20 protein-coding genes and 2 tRNA genes are annotated in these 17249 nt (G+C 46.3%); 14 read left to right on the plus strand and 8 right to left on the minus strand.

Annotated features, from left to right (window positions below):
* Both B7L70_RS08465 and B7L70_RS08470 read left to right on the plus strand, forming a co-directional pair.
* Positions 1-909 (plus strand): ABC transporter permease subunit (locus B7L70_RS08465; protein ID WP_143701601.1); only part of this gene is annotated, 909 nt, incomplete at its 5' end.
* A gap of 153 nt (positions 910-1062) precedes the next feature.
* Positions 1063-1734, plus strand: coding sequence for a hypothetical protein (locus B7L70_RS08470; RefSeq protein WP_081227422.1), 672 nt, complete (start codon positions 1063-1065; stop codon positions 1732-1734).
* Between the two features lie 33 nt (positions 1735-1767).
* Here B7L70_RS08470 and B7L70_RS08475 read toward each other — a convergent pair whose 3' ends face one another.
* The 4 genes from B7L70_RS08475 to B7L70_RS08490 all read right to left on the minus strand — a co-directional run bounded on the left by B7L70_RS08475 (position 1768) and on the right by B7L70_RS08490 (position 5463).
* Positions 1768-2202: a 50S ribosomal protein L14 gene (locus tag B7L70_RS08475; RefSeq protein ID WP_081227423.1), complete on the minus strand. Its 435-nt coding sequence runs from the start codon at positions 2200-2202 to the stop codon at positions 1768-1770.
* Positions 2203-2369: 167 nt separating this feature from the next.
* Positions 2370-4151 (minus strand): glycine--tRNA ligase, encoded by a 1782-nt coding sequence (gene glyS, locus B7L70_RS08480; protein WP_081227424.1) that lies wholly within the window; start codon positions 4149-4151, stop codon positions 2370-2372.
* Between the two features lie 33 nt (positions 4152-4184).
* Positions 4185-5090, minus strand: coding sequence for an agmatinase family protein (locus tag B7L70_RS08485; RefSeq protein WP_081227436.1), 906 nt, complete (start codon positions 5088-5090; stop codon positions 4185-4187).
* Positions 5083-5463, minus strand: coding sequence for a hypothetical protein (locus B7L70_RS08490; RefSeq protein WP_238376176.1), 381 nt, complete (start codon positions 5461-5463; stop codon positions 5083-5085). The genes B7L70_RS08485 and B7L70_RS08490 overlap by 8 nt, the downstream gene beginning before the upstream one ends.
* A gap of 325 nt (positions 5464-5788) precedes the next feature.
* Between B7L70_RS08490 and B7L70_RS08495 the strand changes: the two genes are divergently transcribed.
* The 7 genes from B7L70_RS08495 (at position 5789) to B7L70_RS08520 (ending at position 9881) form a co-directional block, all read left to right on the plus strand.
* A complete protein-coding gene (locus B7L70_RS08495) occupies positions 5789-6346 on the plus strand; it encodes a 2-oxoacid:acceptor oxidoreductase family protein (RefSeq protein WP_081227426.1) in 558 nt (185 codons plus the stop codon).
* Positions 6346-6663 carry a 4Fe-4S binding protein gene (locus B7L70_RS08500; protein WP_081227427.1) on the plus strand — a complete coding sequence of 106 codons (318 nt, stop codon included), beginning with the start codon at positions 6346-6348 and terminating at the stop codon, positions 6661-6663. Before B7L70_RS08495 ends, B7L70_RS08500 begins: the two co-directional genes overlap by 1 nt.
* A complete protein-coding gene (locus B7L70_RS08505; RefSeq protein WP_081227428.1) occupies positions 6660-7883 on the plus strand; it encodes a ferredoxin oxidoreductase in 1224 nt (407 codons plus the stop codon). The genes B7L70_RS08500 and B7L70_RS08505 overlap by 4 nt, the downstream gene beginning before the upstream one ends.
* Entirely contained in the window at positions 7880-8827 is a 948-nt protein-coding gene (gene porB, locus B7L70_RS08510) for a pyruvate synthase subunit PorB (RefSeq protein ID WP_081227429.1), read from the plus strand. Before B7L70_RS08505 ends, porB begins: the two co-directional genes overlap by 4 nt.
* A 16-nt stretch (positions 8828-8843) precedes the next feature.
* Entirely contained in the window at positions 8844-9278 is a 435-nt protein-coding gene (locus tag B7L70_RS08515; protein WP_081227430.1) for a hypothetical protein, read from the plus strand.
* 11 nt (positions 9279-9289) lie between these two features.
* Positions 9290-9429 (plus strand) — tRNA-Ser (locus B7L70_RS13470).
* Between the two features lie 149 nt (positions 9430-9578).
* Entirely contained in the window at positions 9579-9881 is a 303-nt protein-coding gene (locus tag B7L70_RS08520; protein WP_101940266.1) for an ATPase, read from the plus strand.
* A 32-nt stretch (positions 9882-9913) separates the two neighbouring features.
* On the opposite strand, the gene B7L70_RS08525 is transcribed toward B7L70_RS08520, so the two are convergent.
* Positions 9914-11242, minus strand: a complete 1329-nt coding sequence (locus tag B7L70_RS08525) for a M20/M25/M40 family metallo-hydrolase (RefSeq protein ID WP_081227431.1) — start codon at positions 11240-11242, stop codon at positions 9914-9916.
* Between the two features lie 6 nt (positions 11243-11248).
* On the minus strand, positions 11249-11995 hold the full coding sequence (locus B7L70_RS08530) for an RAD55 family ATPase (protein WP_081227432.1): 747 nt from the start codon (positions 11993-11995) through the stop codon (positions 11249-11251).
* Between the two features lie 432 nt (positions 11996-12427).
* On the opposite strand from B7L70_RS08530, the gene B7L70_RS13475 reads away from it, so the two are divergent.
* The 3 genes from B7L70_RS13475 (at position 12428) to B7L70_RS08535 (ending at position 14608) form a co-directional block, all read left to right on the plus strand.
* Positions 12428-12592, plus strand: coding sequence for a hypothetical protein (locus B7L70_RS13475; protein WP_162009144.1), 165 nt, complete (start codon positions 12428-12430; stop codon positions 12590-12592).
* A 428-nt stretch (positions 12593-13020) separates the two neighbouring features.
* Entirely contained in the window at positions 13021-13194 is a 174-nt protein-coding gene (locus B7L70_RS13480) for a hypothetical protein (protein WP_162009145.1), read from the plus strand.
* Positions 13181-14608, plus strand: a complete 1428-nt coding sequence (locus B7L70_RS08535) for an LAGLIDADG family homing endonuclease (protein ID WP_143701602.1) — start codon at positions 13181-13183, stop codon at positions 14606-14608. The genes B7L70_RS13480 and B7L70_RS08535 overlap by 14 nt, the downstream gene beginning before the upstream one ends.
* 11 nt (positions 14609-14619) lie before the next feature.
* On the opposite strand, the gene B7L70_RS08540 is transcribed toward B7L70_RS08535, so the two are convergent.
* Positions 14620-14717 (minus strand) — tRNA-Ile (locus B7L70_RS08540).
* A 77-nt stretch (positions 14718-14794) separates the two neighbouring features.
* On the minus strand, positions 14795-15586 hold the full coding sequence (locus B7L70_RS08545) for an SDR family oxidoreductase (RefSeq protein WP_081227434.1): 792 nt from the start codon (positions 15584-15586) through the stop codon (positions 14795-14797).
* A 105-nt stretch (positions 15587-15691) separates the two neighbouring features.
* Between B7L70_RS08545 and B7L70_RS08550 the strand changes: the two genes are divergently transcribed.
* Positions 15692-16684 carry a hypothetical protein gene (locus tag B7L70_RS08550; RefSeq protein ID WP_081227438.1) on the plus strand — a complete coding sequence of 331 codons (993 nt, stop codon included), beginning with the start codon at positions 15692-15694 and terminating at the stop codon, positions 16682-16684.
* On the plus strand, positions 16681-16956 hold the full coding sequence (locus B7L70_RS08555) for a hypothetical protein (RefSeq protein WP_081227435.1): 276 nt from the start codon (positions 16681-16683) through the stop codon (positions 16954-16956). The genes B7L70_RS08550 and B7L70_RS08555 overlap by 4 nt, the downstream gene beginning before the upstream one ends.
* Positions 16957-17249 lie beyond the last annotated feature (293 nt).

The raw sequence follows: 17249 nt of genomic DNA on the forward strand, positions 1-17249 counted from the left end.
AGGGTGGCGGCGATTGAGGATGCCGTAATGCCTGTTTTTATTAAGGCATCGAGTTACGCCATTAGGCATAGATTAACGACTAGACCAAGGCCCAGAAACGTATTAACGGTTACGGAGAAGTACGTCGGCTTAGCCTTTGGGGTTGCAATCATTGCTTGGCTTACTTACGCAATATACTCAACATGGCAGTCTACGTGGGTACCGATAATAAATGATATCTATAACCACGGCATACTCTATCTCTATTACCTAGGGCTTGATTGGTTAAGGGTTGTCTTGGTGACCTTGGTCTCGATAGTAATAGCAATACCCATTAATTACCTAATGGTAACAAATAGGAGGGTTGAGGCAATTCTATTACCAATATTCGAAGACCTTGCCTCAATACCCGTATCCGCATACCTGCCATTAATAGCCATACCGTTCGTGACATACCTAGCCATAACCCTAGGCATACATGCATCGCTGGAGCTCCTCGTATTCATAGTTGCCTTCCTCAGCACCGCCTGGTACGTTATATACAACATGTACGTTGGTATGAAGACAATACCAAGGAGCCTTTGGGATGTCGCTGACAATCTTAAGTTAAGCACTTGGCAGAAGCTTAGAAGACTGGCTATACCGGGGGCTATGCCCGCCACAATAACAGGCCTTGCAAGCACCGTTGGATCAACATGGGGTGGACTTGAGGTTGCTGAGTACATACAGGGCCTCAATGGTCATGTATACATGGTCCATGGGTATACGGCACTCATGGATTACTACACGGCCGTGGGCAACATTGTTGGTTTAGAGGCTATGAGTTTAATACTTGCAATAAACGTGATACTGCTGAGCGTCTTCATTTGGAGGAGGCTATTTAGATTGGCTAGGGAAAGGTATAGGCTTGAGGGTGCTATCACCCTCTAAATACTCATGGAATTATTTATTCTACTAGTCTACACCCTGATTTCATGAAACTTACATGGCAATAATACGCGATATTTCACGGTTATTACGTTAATCCGTGTGTAATAAGGCTTATAAGTATTCTAATGAATTCACATAAATAGTTGATTATTTATGTCTAAGGAAAACACAGAACAGGGGGCGGAGGGTTACTCCAGGACAACAATTATGGTCCCCAAGAATGTGGCAACCGAGCTATCCCACGTAGCTAAGAGTAGAGGTAAGACCCTCTTCTTTGTTGCTGGTGAGGGGCTTAAGTTAGCGGCTGAGCTTATTAAGGATGGGTTCGAACCTTCGGATTTGATTTACTTCTGGAGATTATACAAAATCCTAAGTACGATGGATGTGATTCCCATGCCCATGAAACTCGTTGAGGAGGTTTGCACAACAATGACCACAACACTAATTAGGATGTCTACGGATGATAGATTACCAAGCGATTTAAGGGAGGAGATGAGCAAGACGGTAAACCTGCTATGGGACATATATGAGAGGTATGGGCACCAGGTTGGAGCATTAATTAGGATGGAGTTTGATAACCTTGAGGAGCTACTTGAGGCCATATCTAGACTTACTCGATTAATGGCTGTGAGACACGTGGAGATTAAGAAGTTGGATAATAACACGATAGAGTTGATGGCCATAGGCCCCAGTGGCACCACTGATATTGGTAATAAGGCCCTTATGGCATTCATTAGAGGCTTCGTTTCACAGTACGATTATGAAGTTGTTAGTGAGGATGTGAGGGCTAACGTACTTAGGGTAGTTCTTCGGAAAAGAACCTAGGTGGAATACCTATGGGTTTGTAAAAATCTCCTGTTAAATTATTATTGTTGCTAAATTCGATATACCGGGCCACCTTAAGGCTGCCTCCATGGCCACTGGACCATGTATCTCACTACCCTTTGGTGCACCATTCTCGTCGGTTATGACCACGGCATTATCCTCAAACGCGATCCAGGTCCCATCAGGCCTCCTGTACGGCCTCCTCTGCCTAATCACGATAGCCCTCAATATCTGCTTCCTAACCTCAGGCTTACCCTCAACTACGCTCACAACAACCATGTCTCCAACCGCTGCCCCAGGTATTTCCCTATGTACGGGCTTTGCTGTATGCCCTATAATGCCTATCACCCTAACGAGCTTGGCACCACTGTTATCAGCAACAGGGACTAAGCTATTCATGAATATACCAGGTGTCTTATGAAAACGCCAACTAACACCTACCTGACGTGCTCCGCCTCTCTTCGCCATCGGCACTGTTAGCGAGTGATCAGTTTATAAGTCTAATCCACCATTATCCTTCACCACTACAGTGAGGTTAAGAGAATTGGCACTCTAACGATGAAAATGAACAGTCAGAACAGCACTCTTCCATTAATAAAGCCTTGGCAAAATTATTCGTGTTTCAGGCGTTACTTCTATCTCTTATCTCTCGTAATTAATTGAAGACCCATCGACTTAGCCAGTTCATTTATTGTTAATTTTCTCAATACCGCATTGACCACAATATTGACCACATCACTAACGCCAACCCTTACCTGGGCCTTCGTATCTCTATCCCTTATGGTTACGGTATTATCAACTGGGGTTTTGTCATCAATAGTTATGGCAAAGGGTACACCGAGCGAGTCATATTTAGCGTATCTACTGCCTATGGTGCCATCGTCATCATACACAGCCCTAACGCCAGCCATTGAGAATTCACGGAATAATCTCTTACCAATACTCACGTAATTATCCTTCCTAATTATTGGTAATACTGCCACCTTTATTGGCGCCACGTCAGGCGGTAGCCTAAGTAGTGGCTTACCATCAATTTCGGTGTACGCGTGCTCCAACGTTACGTAGACAATCCTATCTACTCCAAAGGATGGCTCCACATCATGGGGCACGAACCTTTCCACAAAAACCTTCCTCCTCTCCTCCTTAATAAAAACCATGTCACGCGTTATTGAGTAACCATTTACAGTAACCACACCCTTACTGCCCAACTCACTGGCTAACCAGCTTGGGTCTGCCTTACCCACTGCCTGCATAACCTTAGACGCCTCATTACCGAAGGCGTCCCTAATCCTTTGTGGGTTTGGATATACCCTAATCTCGGTAACCTCCTTGGGCGTGCTTAACCTCCTCTCCACCGTTAAATCATAACCACTATACTTCATGTGCCTACTCAAGTCATAATCAGTCCTATAGGCATGCCCACTAACCTCAACCCAACCAAACCTCTCACTATACACCATCTGGTCAAAGCTGGCCGAAGAATAATGAGCCCTCTCCTGAGGTAACTTAGCCAGGAAGTACTGGTGATCGAGCGGTATACCAAGCTCGTTCATGTATATTGTGGCTAAACCCATGAAAAACGCCATCCACTCATTCGGCACCACACCAACCTCAACAGCCTCCCTAGGACCGAACTCCCTGGGCTCCTTGGCACCAGCAGCCACGTCCCTCTCGGGTATTATCCTAAGCTTAACATCCAGCTCGTCCAGGTACGGGCACTTGGCATCCTCCGGATCAAAGAAGAACTCTATCTCCATCTGCGCAAACTCCCTAAGCCTAATGAGACCCTGCCTAGGCGATATCTCATTCCTACCAACCTTACCGATCTGGGCAATGCCAAGCGGTAATCTCCTACCAACTAGGTTAAACACCTTCGGGAATGATACGAACATACCCTGGGCAGTCTCGGGCCTTAGGTAGCCAACGTTCTCACTGTATGGGCCTATGGTTGTTTGAAACAACAAGTTGAAAGCCCTAACATTACCCAGCTCACCACCGCAGGCTGGGCATTTAATACCATATTTCCTAATCAATTCATCAAGCTCCTCGAAACTAAGCCCCTCAGTCTTGACGGAAATACCCCTCCTACCCAACTCCTCCTCTATTAGGTGATCAGCCCTGTACTTACGACCACACCTCGTGCATTCAACAATCGCATCCGTGAAGTGTTCAAGGTGCCCGCTCGCCTCGAAAACTATCCTGGGCATTATGATGGGTGTCTCGATCTCAACTATGAAGTCTTGATATGGGTACACAAATATTCTGCGCCATTTCTCGATAATGTTCCTCTTCAATTCAACACCCAGTGGGCCATAGTCATAGAAACCGCCAACCTCAGCCCTGCTTCTATAAATCTCGAAGCTTGGGTAGAAAAATCCAGCCTCGCTCATAAGCTCCAGGAACTTTTCAAGATCCATCAGACAAGGCGAACCCAGATATCAAATAAACTTTTAGGTTAGGTAATTGAGTACGTCAAGTATGAGCTTGATAACCACAGGTAAGGACATTAGGTTCGGGTCATTTGGCGGTGAATACTCAACCAAATCCACAACCCTAACCCTAGAACCACCGTGATCAAGCACAGCCTCCACAACCCTCAATAACTCACCATAACTTAGCCCAAGCCCCTCGGGATTACCAACGCCAGGCATTATTGAGGGGTCCAGGACGTCAACATCAATACTGAGGTGTATAGGGCCTGAGTAGCTATCCAATAACTCCCTAACCCACATCCTAAGCTCGTACTTACTCATTAACCTTAAATCCTTGGTCGTGAGGAGTACGGAATTCTCGAGATCCTTAACAAAGGTAAGCTCCTCCGGATCATATGACCTAGGCCCAAGGAAAATCAATAATTGTGGCTTGACATCCCTAACAATGTGCCGAACAAAGGTTGCGTGGGATAGGGGTTGACCAATGGGCCACTCTTCCCTTGAGTCAAGGTGTGCGTCAACATGTACGTAAATACCATACGAACCCCTATTCTCGCTTAAAGCCCTCGCAGTGCCCAAACTAAGCGTGTGCTCACCACCAATGCTTATGACCCTACCCCACCTACTCAGGGCTTCATTAACGACAGCCTTAATCCTCTCAACATTCCTATCAACCAAGCCCTGGAGGAGCGACACATCACCAAGGTCACAGGCCTTACTTAATACGTCAAATCCAAGATCAATACTTGGGGTGAACTCGAAGTATTGACTCCACTGCCTAATCACACCAGGTGCAAATCGTGTACCAGGCCTGAAACTAACGGTATCCTCCATTGGAATACCAAGTATAGGCACACCAGAGCCACACCTGGATATACCGAAAAACGTGTTTAGGGTATTAACATAAAAATCCAAGCTATCCATGGCCAAACACCTCACCCACCCTCTCAGCTACAGCCAAGAGACTTGAGTAAATAACCTCCCAAGAATTAACTGGATTAGCTTCAACATCATTGTTGAAAGCCACGCCAGGCTTAACAACGTACATACGAACACCAGCCCTCCTCAATATCAGATACGAAGGAAGGCACAACGAACCATGGGGCGCGAGGACCATGGTAGCGCCCAGCTCAACACACCTCCTAGCCACAACGGGTCTCTTATTTGTAAAGTTAAGGGCTGGATTCACCTCCCTATGAATAACCGCACCATCCTTAATCAAAACAACATACCTAGCCCTAGAGAATAAGTCGAAGGCAAAATCCTCATTAACAGTCGTACAGATTATATCGCCCATCATAACACGATAAATAAACCACCCTTATAAATGTTCACGGGAAAACGACTAAGAAAAGCCCAAAGCAAGATGATATTAAGATAATACTTTACAAAAACCTATTTAAACAAAGTGCTTAAGATACACACAGAGCCTATACCTGCCTTGCATTCACGTCATTGGTGCCGGGCCAACGACCCGGCCAAACCGGGCCGCTGATCCGACACCAATGGCGTGGGTGCATGCAGGGGGCAAAAATAATTACTCTTATACCTATTTCACTTATTTATAAGAATATAGACTAAAGGGTTTATAAGAGGCTTCTATAACGATGACTTGACCTAGGATGACCAACTCTACTGTGGAAATAACCTTCTATGGCAGGGGGGGTCAGGGCGCTGTTACGGCTGCCCAGATTATTGCCCAGGCGGCAATTAAGCGTGGCTTATTCGCAAGCTCCTTCCCCGAGTATGGCGCTGAGCGTAGGGGTGCCCCTGTTAGGGCTTATGTTAGATTATCCAGAGAACCCGTCCTAGCTAGGGAACCTATTGAGAAGCCAAATATTTCTGTTGTGTTTGATACTAGGTTGTTGAGTATTTTCAACATACCTGCAATCACGAGGGATTGCATAGTTGTAAACGCAAGTAGTAAGGATGAGGTTAGGCAGGAGTTGACTGGTTTTAGTGGTAGGGTTATTTACGTGAATGCGTATGAAATAGCCACAAAGCACCTGGGCAAGCCCATAGTAAACACCACAATGCTTGGTGCCTTACTCAAGGTTCTCGATCTCGTTGATCTAGAGACCGTGAAGGAGCTTGTAATGGAAACCTTCGGTAAAAGGCTCGGTAAGGCAAATACCGAAGCCCTAGAAGAGGCTTATAAGGCGGCTGAGGTGATTATGTGATGATACGATTAACATGGAGAGACCTACCAATAGGTGGTTTCGTAATTGAACCTGGCAATGCACGTAATAACCTGACCGGTACTTGGAGAACGGAACGCCCAGTGATAGATCAGGACGCATGCATAAGGTGTAGGATATGCTGGATGTACTGCCCAGAGCCAGCCATATTAGAGCTGAATAAGCCATACACGACCAGGAGTGGCAAGAAGTATGATGTGACGTATGAGGTAGACTACGACCATTGTAAGGGATGTGGAATATGCGCCCACGAGTGCCCCGTTAAGGCAATAAAGATGGTACCCGAGGTGGGTGGATGATGGAGGCTAAGGTGCTAGGTATTAGGGAGGAGGTTGTTAAGGAACGCCTTGGGCTCACATCGAATTACGCAGCCGCCTATGCCGTTAAGGCTATCGATGTTGATGTGATTGCCGCTTATCCAATAACGCCACAGACAACAATAATAGAGAAGCTCGCGGAGTTCGTTGCCAATGGGGAGCTAGACGCTGAGTATATACCCGTTGAGTCCGAACACAGCGCCTTATCCGCAGTTGTTGGCGCTTCGGCGGCCGGTGCTAGGGTGTTCACGGCCACGGCAGCCCAAGGCCTCGAATTCATGCATGAGGTATTGCACATAACCTCGGGTCTTAGGTTACCTGTGGTTATGGCTGTACCAGGGAGGGCGTTGTCCGCACCAATCAGTATTCATGGCGATTACCAAGATATCATGAACGCCAGAGATGCTGGCTGGATCATGATTATTGCCTCCTCGGCTCAGGAGGTTTATGACTCAATAATCATGGCGTACAGGATAGCCGAGGACCAAAGGGTGTTGTTGCCCGTGATGGTTTCATACGATGGATTCCTAATGAGCCACACAACAGAACCCGTGGAACTATACCACGAAGAATACGTAAGAAAATTCACACCAAGGAATCTAAGCAGGTATAGGCTTGATCCGAGGAAACCAATAACCATGGGTGTCATAGCAAGCCCTGATTGGTATTACGAAATAAAATACCAGGCAGTGCATGCGCTGAGGGAATCCAAGCAAGTAATTAAGGAGGTTCATGAGGAATTCAATAAGGCTTTCGGCACAAATTACGACTTAGTCGAGAAGTACATGGTTGATGATGCCGATTACGTGTTAATAACATATGGAGGCGCATCAAGTGGTAATGCCAAGGAGGCGGCTAGGAGGGCTAGGGAGAGGGGGTTAAGGGCTGGCGTGGTTAGGATAAGGTTATTCAGACCCTTCCCTACTGATGAGTTAGTCAATGCAGTAAAGGATGCCAAGATCGTGGCTGTTGTCGATAGGGCATTAACTCCCGGCGATGTTTACGAGGGACCCGTGTTTAGCGATGTTGTTTCCGCCCTATACAGTAGGGATATTGAGAAGCCCGTCATATCCGTGGTCCACGGTATATCCCAAAGAACAATGCTTGCTGATGACTTCTATAATCTTTATAAAATGCTCGATGAACACGCAAAGACTGGTGAGTATCCAAGAAGTACTGTATTCCTGGGGTTGAGATCATGAAGGTCTACTTCAGGACAATAAAGGATTTACCCGTTGAGGAGCACTTCGGGCCTGGACAATTAACATGTGCTGGATGCGGTCCCTCGATAGCCGTTAGGTGGTTATTAAAGGCCGCAGGCTCTGACATAATTGTCGTCAATGCGACGGGGTGTATAGAGGTGACTACTACGTCGTATCCATACACAGCATGGAGTATCCCATACCTACACGTAGCCTTCGAGAACGCAGCCGCCGCGGCATCTGGCGTTGAGTCGGCGCTTAAGGCACTTAGGAGGAAGGGGATTCTGGACACTAAGGCTAGGGTTATGGTTATCGCGGGCGATGGTGGTACTTATGATATTGGTTTGCAGTCTCTTAGTGGTATGCTTGAGCGTGGTCATGGTGTGCTTTATGTGCTTTATGATAATGAGGCCTACATGAACACAGGAATACAAAGATCAGGAGGAACACCACACTTCGCCTGGACAACAACATCACCAGTTGGTAGTAAGTTGAGGGGTAAGGTCCAGAGGAAGAAGGATATAATGAGTATAGTCATTGGACACCACATACCATACGCAGCAACAGCAAACATAGCCTACCCAATAGACCTAGCTAATAAGGTTAAGACTGCTCTTGACTACCTGGATGAGGGGCCCGCATTTATACACGTACTAGCACCATGCCCACCAGGGTGGCGTTACCCAGAGGAAATGACGGTCGAAATAGCCAGGCTGGCAACGGAGACGGGGTACTTCCCACTTTACGAGTGGGACCATGGGAGGATAAGGCTGAATCCGCCGAGCAACACCCACCTCGATAAGTCCAGGAGGAAGCCAATAATCGAATTCCTAAAGAGGCAGGGAAGATTCTCCCACTTGACCGAGGAGGATGTCAGGGAGATCGAGAAGGAAATCGACGAGTACTGGGACTACCTAGCAAGGCTGCTTAAGGCCTTTGGTTAAAATGAACTGCTTCCTAATGTCCTTCAAACCGCAATTCGCGGAGGAAATACTCAATGGTCACAAGGATTGCGAAGTCAGGACATACCTAGGGGCAATTAATGAGGGTGATGTAATTCTCGTATACTCATCAAAGCCTGTGATGGCAGTTACAGGCTATTTCATAGCAGGACATACAGTGGTAGTAAAACCGAATGAACTAATTAATAACTTGAGAACACTATGCCGTAAAATACCTAGAGACAATGAGGAATTCATACAAAACAACTACCTTAAATCAAGCAGGAGAATACTCATATTAAAAATAACAAAACCAAAATTATTCCAGGATAAAATATCAATAGGACAATTAAGGAAAATGGGCATAGCAATACCAAGAAGCTATGCAAGAATAAATGTACAAACATGTAAGGAAATAATCAGTATGGGCAAAGTTTTAAATCACCGCTTATAACATAGTGATCCGCCGGGGTGGCCGAGCCAGGTCCAAGGCGATCCCCACGGGATTAACCGTAGGGACCTGAACGGGCCTGGAGTTGAAATAAAAGAACTAGATAGTCCGTCCCCGCAAGGGGGCCCGGGTTCAAATCCCGGCCCCGGCACCAAGAATACTCTATAAATTAGAATGCTTGCTTTTGTGTTTATTTAAATTCAAAAGAATATGTTCGTAACTTTCTCACGTTGTGCTTAAAATACACTTATCGTCATTTTTCCCTGGAATAAATTTTAAAAATGCATTATGGTCTGTATCGTGATGGTTAGGGCAAGGATATTGAGGACTTTGGTTGTTGCCGCGTTAATATTGGCAATTACGGCTGTTGTAGTGCATGCGCAGGCGACTGACCAGGCCCAGGTTATGGCAGCCAGGTACTTGGGTGCTGGCGTTGGTTTTGGGCTTGCAGCCTTAGGTGGTGGCGTTGGTGTTGGACTAGCTGGTGCTGCAGCTGTTAGTGCCATGGTTGAGAGGAGGGAATTATTTGCCCTGTACCTAGTTTTCGTTGCTTTGGCAGAGGCTATAGCGATCTATGGTCTCGTTGCACTCTTCATATTAATGTAAAAATAAAAATACACGAGATCCTACGTTTAAATTTAACCAGGCAAAAGTTCCTTAATAAGTCTCCCGTAAAATCTAGCCGTAAGCTCTAACGACTTAATATCCACACTCTCGTTTGGTCCATGTGCATTTTCTCCGATTGGGCCGAAGTCTATTGCCTCTATGCCAAATGGTGAGAAGTACTTTGAGTCGCTTGCCCCAGCCATCTCCATAACAATGGACTCCACGCCTAATTTCCTCAAAACCTCCATGGCTGTTGTCACTAGCTTGGAATCCCTTGGTGTGTTGAGGTAACCAACACCACCCTCAGCCCTAACATCAACCTCCATATCCTGGAAGTAGTCCTGGATTGCCTCCATCATCGACTCCCTAATGGCCAGTGGATCATCAGTCATAGCCCTAACATTAATCACAAACTCATGAAAACCATCAGCAAACCTGTACACGTTGGGTGTTGCGGTAACACCGTAAATGCTCTGCGCCTTAACCCTGGGATTAACCCTACTCAGCGGTAATAACGCCTTAACAGCGTTGGTTAAGCCCAAGTCGACATCCTGCATTGGGCATCCCCGGCATGGCTTGACTACCTCAGCCTCAACCCATGTTGGCGTCACATTTTCCTTAACGAAGGAACCCCTAATGCTTGCTAGGTACGCATTATTAACCCATAGGTACTGGGATAGGGCTAGGAGTGGGTGCGTATCCACACCTGGTGTGAAGTAGGCTGCGTGGTGTGGCGGCCTAACCTTGTAATCAAGCTTGAACCTAACAACCTCCCTAACACCATTCACTGTTGCCTTCAACCCCTTAGTCCTTATAGCGGCGTTGAATATAGCCCTCCTCCTATTTATAATGACCATGCCATAACCATCGGCATTAATGACGTAGTTAGGCCTCAAGCCATTACTTAGTAGGTAGTCCCTAACAACCCTTGCGCCATTTTCGCCACCAACCTCCTCATCGGTAGTGAATGCGACGATCAACGTACCCCTATTAACCTCACCAACAACACCCTCAAGAGCCTTAAGAGCCGCCGCAGCGTTACCCTTATCATCAAGCACACCCCTACCATACGCAACATCACCAGCAATAGTCAGCCTAAGTGGGTCAAATCTCCACTCATCACGAACAAAAGGAACAACATCAAGATGAGCCATCATTAATACCCTGGATTCTGAGCCGTTGCCAACAACACCAATGATGCTCCTATAACCATTACTAATAAGCGTCTTTGTCCTAATGCCTAAACCATTCAGTAATCCCTCAACGAAATCCACGACACCAGGGTCTGGGTACTTACCAATCGATGGGTCGTTAACTGTGTCGAATTCCACGAGTATTTCCAGGGTTTTTAATAAATCCATATGTTATTAGCCACCCTGTATTTGAACACCTAAGCTTTCCAGTGTGTTTTTGAGCATATTCTTTATTTCATTTATGTCGATTGGTACTATGGTGCCCTTGGCTGTGGTGAAGTAGAACCAGTTCATGGAGTGGGATATACCCTTCATCCTCTTAATCCTCAACCTCCTCACCGGTATACCTATATTTGCCATGTTCTCATCAAACTCCATCTCGATCACACCATCGAACACGTACTCCACAGTATTCAACAAATTATCAACATCCTCTGTCGTCACATGGGCAACAATGAAGGAAACCAGGTTTCGGCTCCGTGATAACGCCTTCAACTGCTTAAGCATTGCTATCAACCCCCTGGGATCCACGTTTACGAGTAGGTCATTTATTGAGTCAATTATTAAGCCACGAACACCCTTAGAGTAAACGGCCTGCCCAACCTTATTAATTACCTGGCCCGGATCGAATTCCGTAATAAAATCAATAACATTGGGTGACTTAACCTTACGTTGATCGCTGATCGTGAAGCCATCAATTATGAACAATCTATCGCTGAAGTTCTTGAAGTCATCAACTACGGATTCTGGGTTGTCGTCGAAGGTTACGTATAATAATGGGTAGTTATTAAGGACGCTCTTGGCAAGGAGTTTAACGAGCAGGGTCTTTCCCATACCTAGGTCACCCCTTATGAGGACCATGTAACCGAAGGGGAACCCCTCAATTAGATCACTAAGGACCTCGCACTTAAGCAACTCCATACTTAACCCAATAAATGCTTAAGGAAAAGTAAATAAGCATTACCAACACGTTGAAACACCCGCGGTAAAAACCATCACTGGTATTTACCACCCAATCCTTGAATTAAAATCGTAATAAATCTTTACAAATATAAAGCGGCAAAAGGTACTTAAAACCCCAACCCCAATGTTTTAGTTGGTGAAGAGGGAGGAGGTGCCCGACCGCTGATGACCGCGGCTATACACTGATTTCCCTAATCATAAAAGGCATACCTGGTCAGGGCAGGTCAGTCTCCTCACTAATCAGCACTGCAATGAATCATCAACCCATAGAGAAAGCAAAGACCCGGCTCAAAAAGGCAACTGTTCATTTAAAATAACAACATATATGCTATTCTCTTTCCACAAACAGGATAACTAACTTTAAAGGCCTAAAACCACGGTGAACGATTGATGAGCATAGAAAGGGAAATAGACAAGGCATTAATAACGATTGGAAGAGCACGGATGGGCAAGATAAAATGCCAAGACGCCCTTGACGAATTGTGGGAGCTACTCATTAATGTAGATTTCGAAATAAGAACACGCAGAAGCACGCAACACGTAATGTGCAATTAAACACAACCCTCGACACCACCTCATTACACAACCAATCCCCTGCCCCGAAGTACTAACCAAATATAGCGCTCATCAACACGCCTGGAATAAGCGGCTAAGAAACAAAAACAAAGCCCTGGTGGGCCCGCCGGGATTCGAACCCGGGACCCCCGTGGCGGGTTGTTTGTTTTTAGTGGTTGTGCCTTGGGTTTTCTTGGGTGGCTTGTTGGTCCTCACGCCAGCATTACCCTCGGTAGTTTCTCTATTATTTTCCTCGGTACGTGTTGTTATGTTGGGTGTTTGTTGTGGTTGTTCTTCATGAGCATGGCGTGTTTCTGTTTTGTGCCTAGTTCCTAGGCACGTTTAAGTTATCGCCAGCCTTGAGTGGAGAATGGTTGGGTCTTCGAGTTCGTGGTGCCTTATAAATCTAGTTGTTAAAATGATTGTTGGTGTGGGTTGTGGATTGGCCGCTTGGGTGGCTCATGACGTATCGAGGAGTTGATTGCCAACTATGGAGCTTCGTTTACAGTAAGTGTATGGGATCAAAACTATGCAACGAAGTAGCTGGGATGTTCATGAATGAACTTAGGAAACATAGGTGTTTCGGCTATGCACCTAGGTGAGTGCTTTGCTGTGGGTGGGTTTAAAATCAATGGGCCGCCGAGAGTCGGCAAAGGCCCGATGAGTAGCAAGGAGGATCAGGAGTTAAGCAACGAAGCCTCCCTGCCTAAACCCACCCGGGCGGGGAGGATAGAGACATGTATGGAGTTGGTAAGCAAGGCAATGAGGTGCCTAGAAAACAACGACAAACAATGCGTCATGAAGAAGATCGAGGAGTTAATAAAGGCAAACTGTTACAACGGCAACATGGTTGGTAATGAGATTGTAAGCAGTGTTAAGGACGTGGTTCATAAATTATGGTTAAGCAGTGGTGATGAGTTGAGGTGCGAGTTGTTGATGAGACTCATGGAACTTAGGATGTCGAGGAATTGGGTTAGGGATGCGTTGGGCATGAACACGAAAAGACTGAACAAATGGCTCGTTAGGTGCAACATTAATGGAGAGAGTAGGATAGTGAGAAATAACATCATTGAAAACATCGAAGACCTACTGAGGGATGTGCTCGGTTGGGACGAGATTAGGATGTGCGAGGAGTTGTGGAAATTCGTTGGTATTGACGTTAACGAGTTCAGGAGGCACGGCATAGAGCCATGCATATGGTTAATTGGACTTGAGGGATTGAGGAGTTTAAAACGGCCATACTGGCTCGGGCTAAGGGCCAGCGACCTAGCGGTGAGGAGACGTGAAAAAGGCGTTGAGTTGAAATTAAGGACAACGAACACCATAGACGCCGTATTCTTCCCAATGCTTCTGAACATAGTTAAGACACCCCGCCCAGAAATTGAGTGGGGAAGAATAATACCGGGGACGAGGCACGCGACCAAGTCAATTGCTTTGTCATTCTACGTAGACCTAGGCCCTAACGAGTGGCCATGGCCCATTAATCTCAACGCCGACGAATTCGAAAGGATACTTAATGGTTTTAATGATGAGGGGCTCGCCATGTTCGTGGCAGGCATGATCGATGGAGACGGATTAGTACGGTGTATCTTTAAAGATAATAATGCCTACGTCCATGTGGGAATCACAGCCTGTAAGAAATGCCATAAATCGTATATTCTCAACGTGTTGAGGAGGGTGATTGCCGAGAGGTTTGGCATCGCTGGAAGCATTGAATCGCAGAGAGCAGCTAACGTCTTAGTGTTCAGCGGCGAGGACGCCATTAGGTTGCTTAGGCGCGTCACTAAGTACATGCATCACCCGCTCAAGAGGTTGAGGGCTGAGCTAATCCTGGCGCTTTACGACGAGAGAATAAGCCTTGAAGTATTCGGGAAGCTCTATGAACAAACAGAGTACGAGCGCAGAGCACCAGACGTCAAGAGGAGCCACGGCTTGGAAGCCCTCGCCCAAGCGGCCCCACAAACCCACACCCACGGGGCTAAAACAATTTTCCAAAACCCAAACCGAGAAATATAGAACAAAGTTCATGGTGGGCCCGCCGGGATTTGAACCCGGGACCTCCCGGTTATGAGCCTTACGCGGGGCTTTCGCCCCAGGGCGCTCTACCTGGCTAAGCTACGGGCCCTGTCTTGTTTGTTCCTTACGGGTTTTTAATGTTTTTCTTCGCTGTTTCTCATTATCATTATTTAGGGTAGTGATCCGTTAGAAGACGCATTTGACGTAGCCTCCGTCTATCAGTATCATTGATCCGTTTATGTATGCTGCCTTGTCGCTGGCTAGGAAAGCAACAAGATAGCCTATTTCCTCGGGTTTCCCGTACCTGCGGACGGGGACTTCGGCGCTCCAGTTCTTAATCACCTCGTCGATACTCACGCTCCTGTTCCTGGCTTCTTCCTGGGCTAGTTGTTTTATTCTCTCGGTCTCTATGTAGCCCTGCATTACACCATTTGCTGTGATGCCGTACTGCCCATACTCTATGGCTAGGGATTTCACGAGCCCTGCTAGGCTTAGTCTGACGGTGTTTGATAGCACGAGGTTTGGTATCGGCTGCCTGAGGGTTAGTGAGGTCACGTATATTAACCTTCCCCAACCCTTACTAACCATGTGACCTACAACACGCTTGGTTAACCAAACAGCGCTTAGTAGCAGTAGTCGGGTTGCGTATTCCCAATCTTCATCGGTTAGTTGGGAGAACGTGCCGGGCTTGGGAGGCCCTGTGTTATAGACGAGTATGTCGATTGTGCCGAAGCTCCTCATTACCTCATTAACGAGTGTCTCGACATCGCCCTTCACCGTTAAGTCAGCCTTTATGGCGAGCACCTCGGCACCGCTCTCCTTAGTAATGATTTCCTTAGCCTTGGCCAGCTCATCCTCACGTCTAGCGCTTATCACGACTTTAGCGCCCTCCTGGGCTAAAACCTTGGCGATGCCGAAGCCTATTCCTCGGCTGGATGCCGTTACTAGGGCGACCTTATTCCTCAGACCCAAATCCATATCGGCATATCAAAGCTTACCTTCCTTTTCAGCATTATCCCTGTTAATACCTAAATGCGTGCACAACAAGGTTTAAATTCCACTGTATCTTCCACGTTAATGCCAATGAGCTCTCTTGAAATTGATTTGAAGAATAGGGAGAGGTATGAGGATATTGTAAAGGCAATCAGTGAATTCGGACGATCAGTAAAGGAGACAATATTTGAAAACCTACCTGACGAATTATCCATAACTTATCAAAGGATACGCGAAATATACATTCAAGAAACTAATAAGGGTAGGGTGGACCAAAGCCACCTAATTCAGTTATACGCAAATGTGCCAAAGACTGAGGAACTACTTAGGTACCTACTATTCATCACGGTATTGTTTACGGGCTTCAAAAACCTGAGAAATGAATTAATATACAGGGTGGCGGCTAGGAACTACGAACGTATAAACCAACTGCTCAACAACCCCAAGTACTCCATGGCTGATGGCATTAGCATGGCATTACTAAACGACTATTTAAGTGAGGGGGTTAGGGGTGAGGACATTAAGGAGGCTAATAACGCAATCCACAGCTTTGTCTACGGACTTAGGAGATTAACTGGCGCATACGGAACAACGCTACTGAGGTGGATACCCAAGTTCCGCGATCTTGACTCCTTCGAGAAGTCCCTGGCCATGTTCTACCCAATCAGGGCTAATGAAAGGAGGAGGAGGGCTATTAGGACGTTCATCAGGTGGGTTTCCCACGAGACGAACCTACCCGTAGCCCTTGGATTACTATTTAGGGGTGCCTACAGGCGGTACACAATGATTGCCGACATCTACAGCACCATGGTTACCATCAGGAGCGGGGCATTTCTAATATCAACCAACGACAACACGCTTAGGATAATTAATAAGATAGCGGCAGGTAGGGATAGCGGCGTAACCATAAAAGTTTACGAGGTTAAGGGTATCGTGAGGACTGTGGGTAGGTTAAGCAATGACCCAATAATCTACGAGAGGGGGGCATTCAAGATAGGTCACGACTACTGCTCAAAGCTTAAATGCAGCGAGTGCCCCATCAATAGGGTTTGCATGAAGTTCACATGGGTGAACATCAAATGAGCAGTATAGACCTACCTGAGGAATTAAGAAGGCTAATTGAGGAGGTAACCATGAATAAACTAAACGAGGTTAGGGGCAAGACCGAGACATTGATATTCGTCGACTCAGTAATAGATGAGGTGAAGAGGAGGGGTGTGGTGATGGATGACGACACAGAAGCTAAGGCAAGGCCCTACGTAGTGGATATACTATGGACACTACGTAAAAGGGGCGTGATAGCAATGGATGATGACCTACTACACTTTAGCCTAACAAGGAGCCAAGATACGTAGGACTTAATTATGCATCACCGAAAGCAATCAATAACCTCAATAAAATTACGCAAATAAGACTACTCTCCTCACAATAAATCACCCAATCCTCATTTTTGAGGATTTTATTGGTGCATGCCTAATTACGTAGTCATAATTACTCAAGGCATAACACATACCCTCTATAAACACGTTAATAAAAATTAAACAATACCAATAAATTAATGCCTAAAATTAACATAACGTCCCCTGCATGCACCCACGCCAAACCACCCGGAGGAATTTCCTCCGGGTGGTTTTCATAACCTACCCAA

The organism is Vulcanisaeta sp. EB80 (genome assembly GCF_002078205.2).